The organism is Budvicia aquatica DSM 5075 = ATCC 35567, from assembly GCF_000427805.1.
Lineage (GTDB): Bacteria > Pseudomonadota > Gammaproteobacteria > Enterobacterales > Enterobacteriaceae > Budvicia > Budvicia aquatica.
On record NZ_ATYS01000024.1, the window covers coordinates 68,050 to 86,142 of the forward strand.

The 18,093-nt window shown below is 47.1% G+C and carries 18 protein-coding genes; 16 read left to right on the top strand and 2 right to left on the bottom strand.

Annotated features, from left to right (window positions below; all coding sequences use genetic code 11):
* The first annotated feature begins 372 nt into the window (after positions 1 to 372).
* From dppA to dppF, 5 genes are all read left to right on the top strand, one after another.
* Positions 373 to 1,965 (top strand): dipeptide ABC transporter periplasmic-binding protein DppA, encoded by a 1,593-nt coding sequence (gene dppA / locus YWE_RS0111120; protein ID WP_036015782.1) that lies wholly within the window; start codon positions 373 to 375, stop codon positions 1,963 to 1,965.
* A gap of 276 nt (positions 1,966 to 2,241) precedes the next feature.
* Positions 2,242 to 3,261, top strand: a complete 1,020-nt coding sequence (gene dppB, locus YWE_RS0111125) for a dipeptide ABC transporter permease DppB (RefSeq protein WP_029094598.1) — start codon at positions 2,242 to 2,244, stop codon at positions 3,259 to 3,261.
* Between the two features lie 10 nt (positions 3,262 to 3,271).
* Positions 3,272 to 4,162, top strand: coding sequence for a dipeptide ABC transporter permease DppC (dppC, locus tag YWE_RS0111130; protein WP_029094599.1), 891 nt, complete (start codon positions 3,272 to 3,274; stop codon positions 4,160 to 4,162).
* A 12-nt stretch (positions 4,163 to 4,174) separates the two neighbouring features.
* Positions 4,175 to 5,155: a dipeptide ABC transporter ATP-binding protein gene (dppD, locus tag YWE_RS0111135; RefSeq protein ID WP_029094600.1), complete on the top strand. Its 981-nt coding sequence runs from the start codon at positions 4,175 to 4,177 to the stop codon at positions 5,153 to 5,155.
* Positions 5,152 to 6,168: a dipeptide ABC transporter ATP-binding subunit DppF gene (gene dppF / locus YWE_RS0111140; RefSeq protein WP_029094601.1), complete on the top strand. Its 1,017-nt coding sequence runs from the start codon at positions 5,152 to 5,154 to the stop codon at positions 6,166 to 6,168. Before dppD ends, dppF begins: the two co-directional genes overlap by 4 nt.
* Positions 6,169 to 6,266: 98 nt before the next feature.
* On the opposite strand, the gene YWE_RS0111145 is transcribed toward dppF, so the two are convergent.
* Positions 6,267 to 7,391 (bottom strand): ribosomal protein uL16 3-hydroxylase, encoded by a 1,125-nt coding sequence (locus tag YWE_RS0111145; RefSeq protein WP_029094602.1) that lies wholly within the window; start codon positions 7,389 to 7,391, stop codon positions 6,267 to 6,269.
* A gap of 707 nt (positions 7,392 to 8,098) precedes the next feature.
* Between YWE_RS0111145 and rnm the strand changes: the two genes are divergently transcribed.
* The 11 genes from rnm to dagF all read left to right on the top strand — a co-directional run bounded on the left by rnm (position 8,099) and on the right by dagF (position 16,707).
* On the top strand, positions 8,099 to 8,944 hold the full coding sequence (rnm, locus tag YWE_RS0111150; protein WP_029094603.1) for an RNase RNM: 846 nt from the start codon (positions 8,099 to 8,101) through the stop codon (positions 8,942 to 8,944).
* Between the two features lie 96 nt (positions 8,945 to 9,040).
* Positions 9,041 to 9,661, top strand: coding sequence for an L-threonylcarbamoyladenylate synthase (locus YWE_RS0111155; protein ID WP_029094604.1), 621 nt, complete (start codon positions 9,041 to 9,043; stop codon positions 9,659 to 9,661).
* A 99-nt stretch (positions 9,662 to 9,760) separates the two neighbouring features.
* Positions 9,761 to 10,645 carry a 23S rRNA pseudouridine(2605) synthase RluB gene (gene rluB / locus YWE_RS0111160; RefSeq protein ID WP_029094605.1) on the top strand — a complete coding sequence of 295 codons (885 nt, stop codon included), beginning with the start codon at positions 9,761 to 9,763 and terminating at the stop codon, positions 10,643 to 10,645.
* 457 nt (positions 10,646 to 11,102) lie between these two features.
* A complete protein-coding gene (locus tag YWE_RS0111165; RefSeq protein ID WP_029094606.1) occupies positions 11,103 to 11,441 on the top strand; it encodes a hypothetical protein in 339 nt (112 codons plus the stop codon).
* 18 nt (positions 11,442 to 11,459) lie between these two features.
* Positions 11,460 to 11,825: an SFCGS family glycine-rich protein gene (locus YWE_RS0111170; protein WP_029094607.1), complete on the top strand. Its 366-nt coding sequence runs from the start codon at positions 11,460 to 11,462 to the stop codon at positions 11,823 to 11,825.
* Entirely contained in the window at positions 11,825 to 12,121 is a 297-nt protein-coding gene (locus YWE_RS0111175; protein ID WP_029094608.1) for a DUF4312 family protein, read from the top strand. The genes YWE_RS0111170 and YWE_RS0111175 overlap by 1 nt, the downstream gene beginning before the upstream one ends.
* 33 nt (positions 12,122 to 12,154) lie before the next feature.
* On the top strand, positions 12,155 to 12,952 hold the full coding sequence (locus tag YWE_RS0111180; RefSeq protein WP_029094609.1) for a DUF4311 domain-containing protein: 798 nt from the start codon (positions 12,155 to 12,157) through the stop codon (positions 12,950 to 12,952).
* Positions 12,953 to 13,035: 83 nt separating this feature from the next.
* A complete protein-coding gene (locus tag YWE_RS0111185) occupies positions 13,036 to 13,692 on the top strand; it encodes a DUF4310 family protein (protein WP_029094610.1) in 657 nt (218 codons plus the stop codon).
* 35 nt (positions 13,693 to 13,727) lie between these two features.
* Complete coding sequence (locus tag YWE_RS0111190) at positions 13,728 to 14,867, top strand: amidohydrolase/deacetylase family metallohydrolase (protein ID WP_029094611.1); 1,140 nt, start codon at positions 13,728 to 13,730, stop codon at positions 14,865 to 14,867.
* A complete protein-coding gene (locus YWE_RS0111195; protein ID WP_029094612.1) occupies positions 14,851 to 15,963 on the top strand; it encodes a DgaE family pyridoxal phosphate-dependent ammonia lyase in 1,113 nt (370 codons plus the stop codon). The genes YWE_RS0111190 and YWE_RS0111195 overlap by 17 nt, the downstream gene beginning before the upstream one ends.
* Before the next feature lie 3 nt (positions 15,964 to 15,966).
* Positions 15,967 to 16,707, top strand: coding sequence for a 2-dehydro-3-deoxy-phosphogluconate aldolase (dagF, locus tag YWE_RS0111200; protein ID WP_029094613.1), 741 nt, complete (start codon positions 15,967 to 15,969; stop codon positions 16,705 to 16,707).
* 174 nt (positions 16,708 to 16,881) lie between these two features.
* On the opposite strand, the gene YWE_RS27100 is transcribed toward dagF, so the two are convergent.
* A partial coding sequence (locus YWE_RS27100) for an IS4 family transposase (protein WP_154661410.1) occupies positions 16,882 to 18,093 on the bottom strand: 1,212 nt, incomplete at its 5' end.

Sequence of the window (18,093 nt, forward strand, 5' to 3'; positions counted from 1 at the left end):
GATGAATTTCAGAGTTTTAATAGTTAATTCTTTTTTTACATCCTTTCACATTATTTTCTGCGATATAAAAATCAGATTTGCATCAATCATTCTTGTTTAATTCTTACCATTCCATATATAAATGATTTTTATATCGAGATAGTTTAAATATTCAAACCAATATACTGTTTTGGTCCTGAACACATCCGATCATTTTTTTCTGTCTATACTCCATTTGCGTAAATGTTAATGGAATGTTTTTTTTAAGGGAGTTGAATCTGCCATACCCAAGGGCGTGGTGAGGAAACAACGATACCTGCGATAACAGCATGTCTATTAACCGACAGCAAACACAGCCAGCACATAACGTCCTATATATTGTGGGAGTTTATAATGAAGAAGAAGTTACTCAATTTTAGTATTGGTCTGGCAGCGCTGGGCTTAGTTGCCGCAGCTCAGGCAAATACTTTAGTCTATTGTTCAGAAGGCTCTCCGGAAGGTTTTAGTCCACAGCTATATACCAGCGGTACCACATTTGATGCCAGCTCACTGCCGATCTATAACCGGTTAGTGGAGTTCAAAATCGGCGGGACTGAGGTTATTCCCGGTCTGGCTGAAAAGTGGGAAGTCAGTGACGATGGTAAAACTTATACCTTCCATTTACGGCAAGGGGTGAAGTTCCAAAGTAATAAGAATTTTAAACCAACGCGTGATTTTAATGCCGATGACGTGGTGTTCTCATTTATGCGTCAGAAAGATGATAACCATCCGTATCACAAAGTGTCTGGCGGCAACTATGCCTATTTTGGTGATATGGGCATGAAAGAGTTGATTCAAAGCGTCGAGAAGGTCGATGACCATACGGTTAAGATCGTCTTAACGCGTCCTGAAGCCCCATTTATTGCTGATATTGCGATGGACTTCGCATCTATTTTCTCTGCTGAATATGCTGACGCAATGATGAAAGCCGGCACGCCTGAGCAGATCGATTTAGTGCCGATTGGCACCGGTCCGTTTGAATTAGTTCAATATCAAAAAGATGCTCGTATTCTGTTTAAAGCATTTGATAACTATTGGGGCACTAAGCCAAAAATTGATCGCTTAGTTTTCTCAATCACGCCGGACGCTTCAGTGCGTTATGCCAAAATTCAGAAAAATGAATGTCAGGTAATGCCGTATCCAAATCCGGCCGATTTGGAAAAAATGAAACAGGATAAAGATATCGTTCTGCAACAAAAAGCAGGGCTCAATATCGGCTATCTGGCGTTCAATATGACCAAAAAGCCGTTGGATAACCAAAAAGTACGTCAGGCACTCAGCATGGCGGTGAATAAAAAATCAATTATTGATGCGGTATTCCAGGGTGCCGGTCAGCCGGCTAAAAACCTGATTCCGCCAACAATGTGGTCATATAACGATGAGGTGCAGGATTACGCATACGATCCGGCCCGTGCTAAAGAGTTGTTGAAAGAGGCGGGTCTGGCCGATGGCTTCACCATTGACCTATGGGCGATGCCGGTTCAACGCCCTTATAACCCGAATGCTCGCCGTATGGCTGAAATGATCCAGTCTGACTGGGCGGCAATTGGGGTAAAAGCCAATATCGTGACCTATGAGTGGGGTGAGTATCTGAAGCGCGCTAAGAATGGTGAACATCAGGCACTGTTGCTCGGTTGGACCGGTGATAACGGGGATCCGGATAACTTCTTCGCCACCCTGTTCAGCTGTGCTGCCGCTAAAGACGGTTCTAACTATGCCCGCTGGTGCTACAAGCCGTTTGAAGACTTAATTCAACAGGCGCGGGTTGAACCTGATCATAACAAACGTATCGAGCTGTATAAGCAAGCTCAGGTGGTTATGCATGACCAGGCTCCGGCGCTGATGATTGCTCACTCGACGGTGTCAGAACCGGTACGCAAAGAGGTTAAAGGCTACCTGATCGACGGTCGCAGACATTCATTTGCTACCGCTGAAATCAATAAATAAGTGGTATCACCCCGTGATAGCTAATTGGTTATCACGGGGGACTAATAAAGCGCTGCGTATATTTTGCCGCTATGAGTGTAGTGCATTGTCCGGTTTTGTTATTTCCACGCGGCGAAGGGCAATACTGTTATTTGCTAATCAGTATTAATCTCTATCGTTGATCTTTACGTGAGTATGATAAACGTTGCCGGGGCATCTGGGCCTGGCCGGAGACTGACTACTGGCGGACGAAATCTACGTAATGGCTGAATTATAATAACTACCGAGATTGCCATTATGCTGCAATTCATTCTTCGACGTTTCGGACTGGTTATTCCGACATTTATCGGAATAACACTATTAAGCTTCGCATTTATTCATTTAATTCCCGGCGACCCGGTGCTGATTATGGCCGGAGAACGGGGGTTGTCTCCTGAGCGTCATGCTCAAATGATGGCTGAACTGGGGCTGGATAAGCCTTTATATGAGCAATATTTCCATTATATCGGCAACTTATTACGCGGCGATCTGGGTATATCGATTAATACTCGTATTCCTGTCTGGGATGAATTCGTTCCGCGTTTTATGGCAACCACTGAGCTTGGGTTCTGCGCCATGCTATTTGCCATTGTGGTGGGTATTCCTGTTGGCGTTTTGGCTGCGGTTAAACGCGGTTCAGTCTTCGACCATATTTCGGTCAGCCTCTCTTTAACCGGTTATTCCATGCCGATTTTTTGGTGGGGCATGATGCTGATTATGCTGGTTTCCGTTCAGCTCGACCTGACGCCAGTATCCGGCCGGATAAGCGATTATATCTTTCTTGATACCAGCCAGCCGCTGACCGGCCTGATGCTGGTTGATACCTTGCTGTTCGGTGAGACCGGAGACTTCTGGAATGCGGTACATCACCTGATTTTACCTTCGCTGGTACTGGGAACCATTCCTTTAGCCGTCATTGTCCGTATGACTCGCTCTTCGATGCTGGAAGTGTTGGGCGAAGACTATATTCGTACTGCCAGAGCCAAAGGGCTAGGGCGCCTGCGGGTCATTATTATCCATGCATTACGCAATGCGCTGCTGCCGGTGGTTACCATTATCGGTTTGCAGATCGGAACGCTGCTGGCCGGTGCCATTCTGACAGAAACCATTTTCTCGTGGCCGGGTTTAGGCCGCTGGCTGGTTGACGGCCTACAGCGCCGGGACTATCCGGTGATTCAAGGCGGAGTATTTTTAGTCGCCACCATGATTATTTTGATCAACCTGCTGGTAGACCTGCTCTACGGCGTGGTTAATCCGCGTATTCGCTATAGAAAATAAGGGGCATTCCATGACTGAAATTACCGTTTCTGCCCCAAAGCCGATGACGCCATTGCAAGAGTTCTGGTATTACTTCAAACGCAATAAAGGCGCGGTTGTCGGAATGATTTATATCATTATTATGCTGATCATTGCCGTTGGAGCACAGTGGCTTGCGCCTTATTTGCCGGCAGAGCAGTTCCGGGACTCGTTGCTGACCCCGCCCGCATGGCAGGAGGGCGGAAGCATGCGCCATATCCTCGGTACCGATGACGTCGGGCGGGATATTCTGACTCGGTTAATGTATGGCGCCCGTTTATCGTTATTGGTCGGCTGTTTGGTGGTTACGCTATCGCTGATACTCGGCGTGGTTTTAGGGCTGATTGCCGGCTATGTCGGCGGAATTATCGATATTGCCATTATGCGCCTGGCCGACATTATGTTGGCACTACCAAGCCTGTTACTGGCTTTGGTACTGGTGGCTGTGTTCGGCCCTTCGATTATCAATGCCTCTTTAGCGCTGACTTTTGTCGCTCTGCCTCACTATGTGCGCTTAACCCGGGCGGCGGTGCTTTCTGAGGTTAACCGTGACTATGTGACTGCCTCTAAAGTCGCCGGGGCCGGGCCTTTACGTCAGATGTTTATCAATATCTTACCTAACTGTTTAGCTCCGCTGATTGTTCAGGCATCCCTGGGTTTTTCTAATGCAATTTTAGATATGGCTGCGCTGGGTTTCCTCGGTATGGGTGCTCAGCCACCAACGCCGGAGTGGGGAACGATGCTCTCTTCGGTTTTACAGTTTGCCCAAAGTGCGTGGTGGGTAGTGACATTCCCCGGTCTGGCTATTTTGTTTACCGTGCTGGCCTTTAATCTGATGGGGGACGGGCTGCGTGATGCGCTCGACCCTAAACTTAAACATTAAGCGGAGTGAGAAATGGCACTATTAGACATTGATCAACTATCCGTTCACTTCGGTGAAGGTCATGCTCCGTTCAAGGCCGTTGACCGAGTGAGTTACAGCGTTGAAAGAGGGGAAGTGGTCGGCATTGTTGGTGAGTCCGGTTCTGGAAAATCAGTGAGCTCACTGGCAATTATGGGGCTGATTGATTACCCCGGCAAAGTGATGGCTGAAGGACTGCATTTTGACGGACGGGATTTACAGCACATTTCAGAAAAAGAGCGCCGTCAGCTGGTGGGGGATGAAATTGCGATGATATTTCAGGACCCGATGACCAGCCTTAATCCTTGCTATACCGTGGGCTATCAGATTATGGAAGCGCTAAAGGTACATCAGGGGGGCAACCGAAAAACGCGTTACCAGCGAGCGATTGATTTACTGACTCAGGTCGGTATTCCGGCCCCTGAGTCACGGCTGGATAACTATCCTCATCAGCTTTCCGGCGGCATGAGCCAGCGAGTGATGATTGCGATGGCTATTGCCTGTCGTCCGCAGCTGTTGATTGCCGATGAACCGACAACTGCGCTGGATGTCACCATTCAGGCTCAGATTATCGAACTGCTGTTAGCGCTACAGCAGCGTGAGAATATGGCGTTGATATTGATTACTCACGACTTGGCTCTGGTAGCCGAAGCGGCACAGCATATTATTGTGATGTATGCCGGACAGGTAATGGAAAGCGGCAAGGCTGACCAAATATTTAAAACTCCCCGACATCCGTATACGCAGGCACTGTTAAGAGCATTGCCTGAATTTGCCGGAGAAAAGAGCCGATTAGTCTCGCTGTCAGGCGTGGTACCCGGTAAATACGATCGTCCTCAAGGCTGCCTGTTAAGCCCGCGCTGCGCCTATGCCACAGACCGTTGCCGTCAGCAAGAACCTGAACTGCGCGGTGAAGCCCGGCGTCAGGTCAAGTGTCATACACCGCTCGACGATCAGGGGAGACCAACACTATGAGTCAGCATGTACCTTTGTTACAGGCGATTGGACTGAAAAAATATTATTCCGTCAAAGGCGGGCTGTTTTCACCCATGCAGCAGGTTAAATCACTCGACGGCGTCTCTTTTACGCTGGAGCGCGGAAAAACGCTGGCAGTGGTTGGTGAGTCCGGTTGTGGTAAATCTACCTTAGGCCGACTGCTAACCATGATAGAACCGCCCACTGCCGGCGAGATCTACTATCAGGGAAAAGATATTCTGATGCATGACCCGGTAGCCCAAAAGTTACGTCGTCAAAAAATTCAGATTGTTTTTCAGAATCCTTATGCTTCGCTCAACCCGCGAAAAAAGGTCGGCGATATCCTTGAAGAGCCTTTGCTAATTAATACTCCGCTCTCTCGCCCTGAACGGCGAGAGCGGGCTCAGGCTATTATGGCCAAGGTTGGCCTTAAGACTGAACATTACGACCGTTATCCGCATATGTTCTCCGGCGGGCAGCGTCAGCGTATTGCCATCGCCAGAGGCCTGATGCTAAATCCGGAAATTATGATTGCCGATGAGCCCGTTTCCGCACTGGACGTTTCCGTCAGGGCGCAGGTGCTTAATCTGATGATGGATTTACAGCAAGATTTGGGCTTGTCTTACGTGTTTATCTCTCATGATCTTTCAGTGGTTGAGCATATTGCCGACGAGGTTATGGTGATGTATTTAGGGCGCTGCGTGGAGCAGGGAACCAAAGACCAGATCTTTAATAACCCACAGCATCCTTATACTCAGGCCCTGTTATCGGCTACGCCACGTCTGAATCCTGATGCCCGCCGTGAGCGAATTAAGCTGGTGGGTGAACTACCTAGTCCGTTAAATCCGCCGAAGGGCTGTGCTTTTAATGCCCGCTGTCGCCGGGCTTTTGATCACTGTTTTCATGTTCAACCGGCGTTAAAAAATTATAACCACCATTTGATAGCCTGCTTTGCCGTGGATAAGGATAACGGGACGTTTGATGAGCCGGTGAAGGCGTTGGTGACTGGCTAGCCAGACGATGAGGTAACTTCTAGCGGGGTTTTCCCTCTCGTCACCCCGGTGAAAGCCGGGGTGACGACAGAGGTCATTCAGTTAAATAAACACGACTACTAGTCGTTAAAATACCAGTAACCGCTGTTAACGAAGTTAGCGAGTACCGCAACGAAGGCCGGATCTTCCAGTGCTTCACCCAACTCTTTTTGACCGATTAACGGATAACGGCACATTGCATCAGCCGCATCGATAAAGTCAGTGTCTATCAGTTCACCGTTGACGTAGCAATTGTCACCGACCCGCAGAACACGAATTCCGCTCAAACGAATCAGATTCTCGCCCTGCACGATAGAGTCATAAATCTCATCTGAACGATAAGGCGGCTCCGCGGGTGCTAAATCAAGCTCATGGCGCGATAGGGTAATAAAGCGCCCAAACCACTGGTTAAATTCTTCAGGCTGATTGACTAAGTCGGTCATCATGGTACGCAGACGTTCAAGCTCGTAAGGCTGAACTTCCGCCGGGTGCTCTCTGAGTGTCAGGTCCGGGTCGCTATAGTGTTCGCCCCCCAAGTCTTGCTCCAGCACATAGTCGGCAAAGCTGCTCATCAGATCGCGACCGTTAGGTCCGCGAAAACCGATAGAGTAGTTCATCGCTGTTTCATGAGTAAATCCGTCGTGCGGGAATCCTGGCGGAATATACAGAACGTCGCCGGTTTCCAGATCTTCATCGATGATGGGTTCAAAAGGCTCAACGTGAAGCAACGCCGGGTGAGGGCAATATTGTTTCAGCGACTGGTTAACATCGCCTACGCGCCAGCGACGGCTACCCATTCCCTGTACGATAAAGACGTCGTAGTTATCGATATGCGGGCCAACGCCACCGCCGGGAACGGAGAAGGATATCATCAGATCGTCCAGGCGCCAGTCAGGGAGTTTGCGGAAAGGTTTAACCAGCGCAGCCGAAGGTGCGTGCCAGTGGTTAACGGCCTGAACCAGCAACGACCAGCCTTTCTCACCCAAGTGGTCATAACTTTCAAAAGGACCATTGCTGGCCTGCCAGTGTCCGTTTGGTTGACTGACCAGACGACTGTCAACCTCGTTTTCCATGGCTAATCCTGCTAACTCATCAGGGGAGATTGGATCAATAAAATTTTTGAAAACGTTCTTTAAAACCACCGGGCGTTTTTGCCAGTAATTTTTCAGAAAGTCATCCCAGTCAAGATCAAGTTGATAATCCATAGTTTAAGTTACCGTTTAGCAGGAAATTGGCGTGATTATATCGAAGGTGAACTAAGAATACCGGATAGGATTCGCAGTTTCTTTTAATTTTGTGGGATTTTCGAGAATCAGATGATTATCTCTATGATTAGTAATAAGTTGCCATTGCCATTGCCATTGCCATTGCCATTGCCATTGCCATTGCCATAATCGTTGTCGTTGTCGTTGTCGTTGTCGTTGTCGTTGTCGTTGTTTTTGACCTTGACCTTGACCTTGACCTTGACCTTGACCTTATATTCCTATCCCTCAAGGTCGTCATCCCGTTGAAAAACGGGATCCAGCAGTTGACCTTAGTCTTTTGACTTTACTGCTAGGGCCAAGGTCAAATTCAAGGACTGGATCCCATTTTTCAACGGGATTGAAGTTGGCGGCGAGATGACGATTGCGTAGTTAGGGTGGCCGTTGGCGACAAGATGACGACTGAGTAGTTAGGATGGCGGTTGAGGAGACGGCTAATTAACCGCCAAGGGCCACAGCAGCCCCTAAATCACAATAATATCTGATTAACCATTATGGTTAACCTGAGTAAAGCGCTATGATATAGCCCGTTATGGTATTGACCACCTTTTCAGGTATTGATACCCGTTGAATTCAGCACTGATAAATTTTACTCCGGACCTCTTTTGACCGACATACCCTTAGATAGCCCTGATAACGCCCCGGCGGAAATGCCCCGGTTTCCCATTTACGATCTTCATAGCCATACTTTGGCTTCTGACGGCATGCTTACCCCTGCACAGTTGGTTGCCAGGGCGGTAGAGATGCGGGTTAGCGTGTTAGCTATTACCGATCACGATACCACGGCCGGGTTGGAAGAGGCTCATCAGGCAATTATCCAGCAGGCTTTACCACTGCGGCTGGTGAACGGCGTTGAAATTTCTACCGTTTGGGAAAACTTTGATATTCATATCGTCGGTCTAGGGATTGATCCGCAATCTCCAGCGATGATTGCCTTATTGGCAGATCAGGCCGGAAGGCGGCAGATTAGGGCAGAAGAGATTGCCCGGCGGCTAGAGAAGCATCAGATTCCCGATGCGTTGGCCGGTGCTAAAGCTTTTGCCGGTGATGCAGGCATTACCCGCGCCCATTTCGCCCGCTATTTAGTCGAGATTGGTAAGGCACCCAATATGGCTCAGGTATTTAAAAAATATCTGGCGAAAGGGAAAACGGGCTATGTACCGCCGCAATGGTGTACAATTAGCGATGCCGTTGAGGCTATTCATCTTGCCGGCGGGCAGGCCGTTTTAGCCCATCCGGCTCGTTATGATTTATCTCCCAAGTGGTTAAGGCGCCTGATTATTGATTTTAAGCAGGCTGGCGGTGAGGCAATAGAAGTGGCTCAGTGTCAGCAGGCGCCGGATGAACGTACTCAGTTAGCCCGATATGCCGAGGAATACCAGCTGTTGGCTTCTCAAGGGTCTGACTTTCATTTCCCTTGTGCATGGCTTGAATTAGGCCGCCGGTTATCCTTACCGGACAAGGTTATTCCGGTGTGGCAGGATTGGTTTAAATAATCCGCTCACAATATTATATTCAGCTAAATGGCCGCAAGGCGGTTTAGTTTTTGTAGTTATTGACCTTGACTGCAGATAAGCGTTAAAGGAGTTCCTATGAGTCAGTTTTTTTATATCCATCAGGATAATCCCCAACCGAGGCTGATTAGCCAGTCGGTCGAATTTTTACGTAAAGGCGGGGTCATTGTCTATCCGACTGATTCTGGTTATGCGTTAGGTTGCATGTTAGAAGAAAAGCATGCCATGGAGCGCATTTGTCGTATCCGTAAGTTGGATGACAACCATAACTTTACGCTGGTTTGCCGTGACCTGTCGGAATTGTCGACCTATGCTCACGTGGATAATAAGGCATTTCGCTTAATTAAAAATAATACGCCGGGCAACTACACGTTTATTTTGAAAGCGACGAAAGAAGTTCCACGCCGGCTGATGAATGACAAGCGTAAAACTATCGGATTACGCGTACCCTCTAATCCGATTGCTTTGGCGTTATTGGGCGAGTTAAATGCGCCACTAATGTCAACCACCCTGATGCTGCCGGGTAATGATTTTGCTGAGTCCGATCCTGAAGAGATTCGGGATACTTTATCTAAGCACGTCGACTTAATTATTAACGGTGGTTATCTGGGGCAACAGCCAACAACGGTGGTTGACCTGACGGATGATTCGCCGGTTGTTATTCGTGAAGGGGCAGGCGATCCTACTCCGTTCCGTTGATGGGGACGGGCGCATAAGGTATTATCCGGTACAAATGCTCCAACATTTTATTCATCCCCCATATCTGACGCCTGTGAAGGCGACAAAAGAGGTTGCTCAATGAGCGAAAAGTTACAAAAAGTTTTGGCTAACTCAGGCCATGGTTCTCGTCGGGAAATTGAAGCTATTATTCAAGCCGGCCGCATCAGCGTTGACGGTAAAATAGCGACCCTTGGCGATCGCATTGAAGTTACCGCATCGACTAAAGTACGTATTGACGGACATGTTGTGGCTATCCGTGAAGCGGAAGAGGACATTTGTCGGGTTTTAGCCTACTACAAACCTGAAGGTGAGCTCTGTACGCGTAAAGATCCGGAAGGCCGTCCGACGGTATTTGATCGTTTACCTAAAATGCGCGGTGCCCGCTGGATTGCGGTTGGTCGTCTGGACGTTAACACTTCAGGCCTGATGCTATTTACCACTGACGGTGAACTGGCAAACCGCTTAATGCACCCTAGCCGGGAGGTTGAGCGGGAATATGCGGTACGGGTATTCGGTCTGGTTGACGAAGATAAGCTTAAGCAGCTTAGAAAAGGCGTCCAGTTGGAAGACGGGATGGCCTCATTTAAGACTATCAGCTTCCAGGGCGGAGAAGGTATCAACCAATGGTATAACGTCACCCTGACTGAAGGGCGTAACCGTGAGGTGCGTCGCTTATGGGAAGCGGTTGATGTTCAGGTTAGCCGCCTGATTCGGGTTCGTTATGGTGACCTTGGCCTGCCGAAAGGTTTGCCTCGTGGCGGATATACCGAGCTTGAGCTAAGCGCGATTAATTATCTGCGTAAGCTGGTGGATCTGGCGCCTGAAACCGAAAGTAAGATTCCGGTGGAACGTGATCGCCGTCGCACGAAAGCAAATCAAATTCGTCGCGCGGTGAAGAAACATAGCCAAAGACCTGCTTCCAGAAGTCCTTCCAGAAGGACCACACAGACCAAGCGTGGCTAGTTAAATTATTGAGAAAATAGCGCCTAAAAAGGCGCTATTTTTTTGTCTGGAATCACCCGTTTTACGCGGCTGAATTGGTTTTTAATTACTTATTATTCAATTGGTTACTATTTTTACCTTACGGCCGGTAGCTGAGCGTTTTTTATTCACCTCTATCTCTACTCCTCATTGCCAGTTACTTCCACTTTGCACTCATCATACAACGCTTTCTTCCACTTTATTTCCACTTTGAACCGGAAAAAGTCGGTCTACAAAGAATAAATTAAAGTGTGTAGGGTGGCCTCATCGGAGAAATCAGCAGAGTGGCCGGCCTATTTTGAGTCACTCAACAATCGGGTTACTGAGTTCCGGCATATTTCTTTTTAGTCGGTCGAATAATCTAGCGTTCTTTTGCGTATTGAACGGCAGAATTAATATATTCGTCCATAATTATCGTATTTGATAAGAGATAAGATTGATGAGTGAAAGTCATATTCGTTTCAACATGGTAGAAGACAACCTCGAACCAACAGAAGTAACAAAAGAGCTTCTGATGATTATTGATGGTTGGCTGAAAGAAGAAGGGGCTTATACCACAGATGTTCAACAGCAAATGTTGGAGTCTCACGTTAAGGCCATGGTTCTTAGAGCTAAAACAGGCGAGCCATTGCCTGAAGTTGATAGATCTCTGTTTGAAGAGATTTCTTCCGAGTCAATGCAATTAGCAGAACGTGCAGTAAATACTTTATCGGGTCTACCGATTGAAGAAGCCTATTTATTGTCTGTTCATTTCGAAATAGCACGTTCAAATACATAATTTTTTGGAGAAAAATAGATGAAAGAAATCCTCGTTGTTATCGGTGATCGTTTAGGTAAAGGGCAAAAAGTTGGCGCAGGCGTTGAATCTGCTGGCGGTAAAGCCATCGTGATTCCGGGTGTTGCTGCGGACATGAAACTGGGCGATATCATGAATGCTGAAAAAGCTGACTTAGGTATCTCTTTCTGTGGCAGCGGCGGTGCCGGTGCGATTACAGCTCAAAACAAATATGGCTACAAAGTGCGTCACGGTATGCGTTCTATCGAAGAAGGTGAAACGGCTATTGCTGACGGCTGTACGGTATTAGGCTTTGGTTTTATGGATAAAGAAGAGCTGGGCGAGCGTCTGGTTAAAGCATTCAATAAAAAATACGGCAACGCATAATGAAAGAACATCTTAAAACATCGGTACGCGTTAGCGGCAAGGGCGATACCAAGCAAAAAGCTATCGCAGATGCATTAAATGCTGTGCAGCGTACGGTCTTAAAAGGCAGCAGTAATATTATTCTACGTATTGAACCCCAAGACGTTGAGATCGTTAGCGCTAGCGTAAAAGCGTCTACCGAGAAGTTCCTGTTTGTTTTTTTACCTCGTAAGCGCGAACTTTATTCCGTTGTTTTAGATGTTTCATTAGATGTGACATTGCTTAATGTGCAAGAGATTCATTTCACACCGGTTTGATCAATTGGCTGAAGTGTTTTAGAGGAAAAACTGATGGATGCTACTACCACTTATTCCGTTTTTGAGATCCTGATAAAGTCATTAATTATCGGCGGTCTCTGCGGTTTCGGCCTTGGTGCCGGTGCCGCACGTATGTTCCATGCTCCGACGACTCAGGGCATGGGTGCATTCCGTACCTTAGGTGAGCTGAACTCTTGTGAAGGGGATCCTGCATCTCACTTCTCATTCGGTTTAGGCTTTTTCTTCAACGCATGGGCATCATCCGTTGCGGCGGGTGCATTTACTCAAGACGTTGACCACCGCATTATCCCTCACTGGGGTGCGGCTGCAATAATGACCAGAAATCGTAATGTGGCTGAAACATTACACAATCCTAAAAAGATGGCTATTGCCTGTGGCATCGTAGGTGCGCTGGTTGTTGCCTTCCTGAATACCACTGCTTCAGCGGTTCCTGCATCACTGCAAACCACCGCAACTAACGTATTAGTGCCTGCTGCAAACTTACTGGTTAACACCGTGATGCCCGTTATTTTCTGGCTTGCGGCAATGGATGCCGGTCGTCGTTCTGGTTTCTGGGCAACCCTGTTTGGTGGTTGTGCTCAGTTAATCATGGGCAACGCCATTCCTGGTTTAGTACTGGGTATCCTGATTGGTAAAGGCGTAGATGATAACGGCTGGAATAAAGTCACAAAAACCATGATGGTTGCGGTTATCGCACTGTTCGTACTAAGCGGCTTCTTCCGTGGTTTCGATATCAAGTTACTTCAGTCGTTCATGATCGGCATACCTGACTGGTTACAGCACGTACATAACGTTTTAAGCGGTAAGTAATATTTATCGGGAGAGGCTTAATAACTCTCTTGGTCATACTACTAATCAACGATACCAGTAAATTTAATTACTAGGATTTGATGATGGATACAACAAAAGATTTAAAAAGTGATGCCTGGTATGCAGAGTGGACATTTCCAATCTTCGTAGGCTTGCTGTCTGCCGGCGTTTTCTCCGGTACACATATGTATGTGGTATATGGTTTTGGTGCATTCAACGAAGTCGCCTTCGTTGCAATGTTACGCGCGGGTCTTGATACCGGTACTTACGGTGCAGTTGCTGCGTTTGGTGCCAGCTTCCTGTTTGCACGGATTATCGAAGGCTCATTAGTGGGTATCTTGGATATCGGTGGTGCCATCCAGACCGGTCTGGGTCTTGGCGTTCCGGCTTTACTGTTAGCCGGTGGCTTTGGCTTCCTGGTGACTAACTTCTATGCCTCATTAGCCACGGGTATGATTTTAGGCGTTGCAGTTGGTCTGGTTATTATTTTGGCGCGTAAGTTTACCGTTAACCAAGGTAACTCAACTTACGGTGCCGATGTCATGATGGGCGCGGGTAATACCTCAGGACGTTTTCTTGGTCCTTTGATTATCCTTGCTGCCATGGCTGCATCAATTCCAATCGGCGTGGGTTCATTAATTGGCTCCCTGATTTTCTACGTGTGGAAAAAGCCGGTTGCGGGTGGTGCAATTTTAGGTGCAATGCTATTCGGGTATTTCTTCCCACTAGTCGCTGCATAAGTCGTTTTAGTTAGAGTGAGAGGTGAGCAAATATCATGAATGATTTAATCATTAGGCAAGCAAAACTGGTTAGCGGCGACGTTGTTGACGTTGTCGTTGCGGATGGGAAAATCCGTGAAATAGGTCCGTCGGTTGCTGGTAATCAAACGGCAGGTAAGCAAATCGACCTCAACGGAAAGTATTTTATCAGTGCTGGCTGGATAGATGCTCACACTCACTGTTATCCGGCATCACCGATTTATTATGATGAGCCGGATTTAGCCGGAGCTGCCTGTGGCGTGACTACGGTTATTGACGCCGGTAGCGTTGGTGCTGACGATGTCGACGATTTTTATTCATTAACGGGTAAATATAAAACCAATGTTTATTCGTTTTTGAATATTTCACGCATCGGCATCATTGCTCAAAATGAGCTGTCGGATATGAACAACATTGATAATGATTGTTTACAGGCCGCAGCTAAACGCCACCCGGAATTCGTGGTGGGCATTAAAGCGCGCATGAGTAAAAGCGTCGTCGGCGAGAATGGCATTAAGCCATTAGAGCGGGCGAAAGAAATGCAAAAGCAAAACGGGCTGCCGCTGATGGTTCATATCGGTAATAACCCGCCTAATTTAGATGAGATTGCCGATCTGCTGGATAAGGGCGATATCATCACACACTGTTTTAACGGTAAACCTAACCGTATTTTAGATGCCGAAGGCAATCTGAAACCTTCAATTCAACGAGCTTTGGCCCGCGGTGTCATTCTGGACGTCGGCCACGGCGGTGAGAGCTTTAGCTTTGCCGTTGCAGAGCAGGCGATGAGGATTGGTACCTACCCCGATCTGATCAGTTCTGATATCTATCACCGTAATCGCGTTAACGGGCCGGTATACAGCCTGGCTGCGGTGATGACCAAGTTTTTATGCATGGGCTTTGCGCCAAAACAGATTCTCGATTGCGTTACTTCTAAAGCGGCCGATTTGCTGCACCTGAAAGGCAAAGGTTACCTGAAAGCCGGCTATGACGGCGACATTACCGTTTTTGATATTAAAGACGGTGATATTGAGCTTTCTGACGCAGACGGACAAAAGAGAACCGGAAAACAACGATTTATTCCCATCGCAGCGATTGTGGCGGGTGAATGTATTGCAACTAAAGAAGGCGAGTTAATTTATGCAATCAATCTATGAGAAATATCATTTAAGAAATGTCATTAACGCATCAGGACGGATGACAATACTGGGTGTTTCAACGCCTAAAGCTGAAGTGGTCGATGTGGTCACTTACGGTCTTAATCATTACTTTGAGATTAAAGATCTGGTCAACAAGACCGGCGAATACATTGCTAAGCTATTAGGCACCGAGGGTGCGGTGGTGGTTGCCAGTGCATCTGCGGGTATTGCTCAGTCTGTCGCCGCCGTGATTATTAAAGATGACGCTGATTTACTGTTGAACCTGCACAGTTCTGATAAGCAGGTTGCGCGTGAAATTATTGTGCCGAAAGGGCATAACGTTAACTTCGGCGCACCGGTTGATACCATGGTGTCGCTGGGTGGCGGTAAAGTCATTGAAGCGGGCTTTGCCAATGAGTGTAATGCTGCGCATGTTGCAGCCAAAATTACGCCTCAGACTGCGGCGATTCTGTATATCAAATCTCACCATACGGTACAGAAAAGCATGCTGACCGTGGCTGATGCAGCGGCAGTAGCCAAAGCACATAACCTTCCGCTAATCGTTGATGCGGCTGCCGAAGAAGATTTAACCGCTTATTATCATATGGGTGCCGATCTGGTTATCTATAGCGGTGGTAAAGCGATTGAAGGGCCAACCAGCGGTCTGGTTACCGGCCGTAAACAATACGTTGAGTGGGTTAAACTCCAGACTAACGGTATTGGCCGTGCGATGAAGATTGGTAAAGAAGGCATTCTTGGCCTGACCCATGCGATTGAAGTTTATCTGACTGCACAGAAAGAGACCGGGCAAGAAATGGTGGAGAAAATGACGCCGTTTATTCGCGATCTTAACGCTATTGCCGGTATTTCAGCCAAGGTTGTCTGGGACGGCGCAGGCCGTGATATTGCCAGAACTGAAATTACTTTTGATGAAAAAGCCATTGGTAAAAATACCTTTGAAATTATGGCTCAGCTAAAGCAGGGCGACACCGCAATTTATTTCCGTGAATACAAAGCGAATGAAGGAAAGGTTGAAGCTGATGTTCGTAGCGTAACGGCACCTCAGCTGGATGTTATCTCTTCTTCTATTCGTCAACTTGTTACCGGAGCATAAATCATGAAATTAAGTCCTAACTATTATAAAGACCGCGTTTGCTTAAACGTTCTGGCCGGCTCTCGTGAAAATGCTCGCGACATTTATGCTGCGGCAGAACGTCACGTAGTGGTTGGTGTGTTATCAAAAAACTATCCTGACTTAGCCAGCGCTATCGAAGATATGCAAAAGTATGCCAATGATATCGAGAACGCGCTGTCTGTCGGCCTGGGTGCCGGTGACCCGAATCAGTCTGAAATGGTTTCTCAAATCTCTAAAGTGGTTCAGCCTCAGCACGTTAATCAGGTTTTCACCGGTGCAGGCACCAGCCGTGCACTGTTAGGCCAAAATGAAACCGTAGTGAATGCTTTGGTCTCACCAACCGGAAAAGTTGGCTTGGTTAAAATCTCGACCGGTCCGCTAAGCTCTAAGAGCCCGGATGCCATTGTTCCGGTAGAAACGGCGATTGCGATGCTGAAAGATATGGGCGCCAGCTCCATCAAGTTCTTCAATATGAGCGGACTGAAATATAAAGAAGAGTTTGCCTGCGTAGCCAAAGCCTGCGCCGAGCATGACTTCTTCCTTGAGCCTACCGGTGGTATTGATTTAGAGAACTACGAAGAGATTCTGAAGATTGCTCTGGATGCCGGCGTGAAGAAAATCATTCCTCATATTTATAGTTCTATCATTGATTCGGCGACGGGCAATACTCGCCCTGAAGATGTGAAAACCTTACTGGCGATGACCAAGAAGCTGGTTGGATAGTTCTGTAATACTTGCCAGTTAAGGGGGGTAATAAACCTAAGGTGATGATTAGCCTCATCATCATTAAATTACCTCCCTCGTCATCCCGTTGAAAAACTGGTCTCTTATACACAAGTATTCTCCCCCCGTCATCCCCGTGAAAACGCACTACTGTCCGGAATAAATAAAAAGATATCAAAAATGGAAAACCAATTGCTTATCAATAAGTAAGTTGGTTTTCCTTCGTCGCTCTCTTGCTAAGCCCCCATCAAAACTCACTGGATGAAATAAGGCCCCTCTCACTTCTGATAACAATATCCACAGACTCTTTTGAGGTTGACTTTTTTGCCGATAAATCGATAACAATAAATAGGCTATCAGTGACGTTAATATCTGTATACGAACTGCGTTATAACTGCGCCCTAAGTATTGCTTTATCTTTAAATGCTGTTTTATCCACTTGAAAAACAACTCTATTTCCCAGCGGCTTTTATATAACATGGCGATTTCAATGGCCGGACTTTCAATATCATTTGTGGCAAAAATCAGCGGGACCGGATTACCTTCGCGCGCGACAGTGACTCTCCTTAACGGACGAACGTACCAATTTCTTTTCCCTCCCCGTGGATGAGTATTCTTAAACTTCACCATTTCATCCGAAAGAATAACCGCCTTATCATCCTCAGGGATGATGCGAGATTCGACAACGGACAGGCTGACATTATCCTTAAATCGGGTCACAAAACGGGCATTCTTAGATTCAAAGGATGCCCACCAGTTATAGTCACAGTAACCTTTATCGAAAACGTAAGTGGCATATTCTTCGAGATTGAGCTTCATCCCTTCAGTCAAATCGTTCACGTTTGCGTGCGTAAATGAACAATCAACCGGTGATGAAACATTAGCGTTATAGAGTAAATGCAATTTAATCCCTTGGGTAAAGCCGTTTCGAGATAAACGCGTCCATGGGTCAAAATATCGGCCCTTCAGAGTAAAACTGGTGGAATCAATGAGATATAGCGCATGCGTGTAGTTTTTACGGATACGGCGAGAAACGAAGGACATGAGGTGTGTAGCCACTTGAAAGAAAATGTCGCAAGAGCGTCGAGCATTGGCATCGGATAACGTTGAACGGCGAACAGGGGGACAACCCAGTCGAGGATGATGAGAAGTATGAAAATTAAAGCTGGCTTCTAATGAACGTAAACTGGGGACAGCAGCCAACTGAGCATAAAGCATAAAGACCAATTGATGCCAGCAAGTAAAGCCTTTTGAATACTTATCGGCTTGAAACTGCTGAACTAAAGAATCGAAATATTGGCGAGGAAAAGCCTTCATAATGTGTTCAAAATAGCTTATATTTTTCATGTTGCAGAAGCAGGAAAGTGGACTGGCGTTCATGAGGTT

Bases quoted from the DNA above. Each gene is read 5' to 3' on its own strand.
- dppA (WP_036015782.1), top strand. From the start codon at position 373: ATGAAGAAGAAGTTACTCAATTTTAGTATTGGTCTGGCAGCGCTGGGC.
- dppB (WP_029094598.1), top strand. From the start codon at position 2,242: ATGCTGCAATTCATTCTTCGACGTTTCGGACTGGTTATTCCGACATTT.
- dppC (WP_029094599.1), top strand. From the start codon at position 3,272: ATGACTGAAATTACCGTTTCTGCCCCAAAGCCGATGACGCCATTGCAA.
- dppD (WP_029094600.1), top strand. From the start codon at position 4,175: ATGGCACTATTAGACATTGATCAACTATCCGTTCACTTCGGTGAAGGT.
- dppF (WP_029094601.1), top strand. From the start codon at position 5,152: ATGAGTCAGCATGTACCTTTGTTACAGGCGATTGGACTGAAAAAATAT.
- YWE_RS0111145 (WP_029094602.1), bottom strand. From the start codon at position 7,391: ATGGATTATCAACTTGATCTTGACTGGGATGACTTTCTGAAAAATTAC.
- rnm (WP_029094603.1), top strand. From the start codon at position 8,099: ATGCCCCGGTTTCCCATTTACGATCTTCATAGCCATACTTTGGCTTCT.
- YWE_RS0111155 (WP_029094604.1), top strand. From the start codon at position 9,041: ATGAGTCAGTTTTTTTATATCCATCAGGATAATCCCCAACCGAGGCTG.
- rluB (WP_029094605.1), top strand. From the start codon at position 9,761: ATGAGCGAAAAGTTACAAAAAGTTTTGGCTAACTCAGGCCATGGTTCT.
- YWE_RS0111165 (WP_029094606.1), top strand. From the start codon at position 11,103: ATGAGTGAAAGTCATATTCGTTTCAACATGGTAGAAGACAACCTCGAA.
- YWE_RS0111170 (WP_029094607.1), top strand. From the start codon at position 11,460: ATGAAAGAAATCCTCGTTGTTATCGGTGATCGTTTAGGTAAAGGGCAA.
- YWE_RS0111175 (WP_029094608.1), top strand. From the start codon at position 11,825: ATGAAAGAACATCTTAAAACATCGGTACGCGTTAGCGGCAAGGGCGAT.
- YWE_RS0111180 (WP_029094609.1), top strand. From the start codon at position 12,155: ATGGATGCTACTACCACTTATTCCGTTTTTGAGATCCTGATAAAGTCA.
- YWE_RS0111185 (WP_029094610.1), top strand. From the start codon at position 13,036: ATGGATACAACAAAAGATTTAAAAAGTGATGCCTGGTATGCAGAGTGG.
- YWE_RS0111190 (WP_029094611.1), top strand. From the start codon at position 13,728: ATGAATGATTTAATCATTAGGCAAGCAAAACTGGTTAGCGGCGACGTT.
- YWE_RS0111195 (WP_029094612.1), top strand. From the start codon at position 14,851: ATGCAATCAATCTATGAGAAATATCATTTAAGAAATGTCATTAACGCA.
- dagF (WP_029094613.1), top strand. From the start codon at position 15,967: ATGAAATTAAGTCCTAACTATTATAAAGACCGCGTTTGCTTAAACGTT.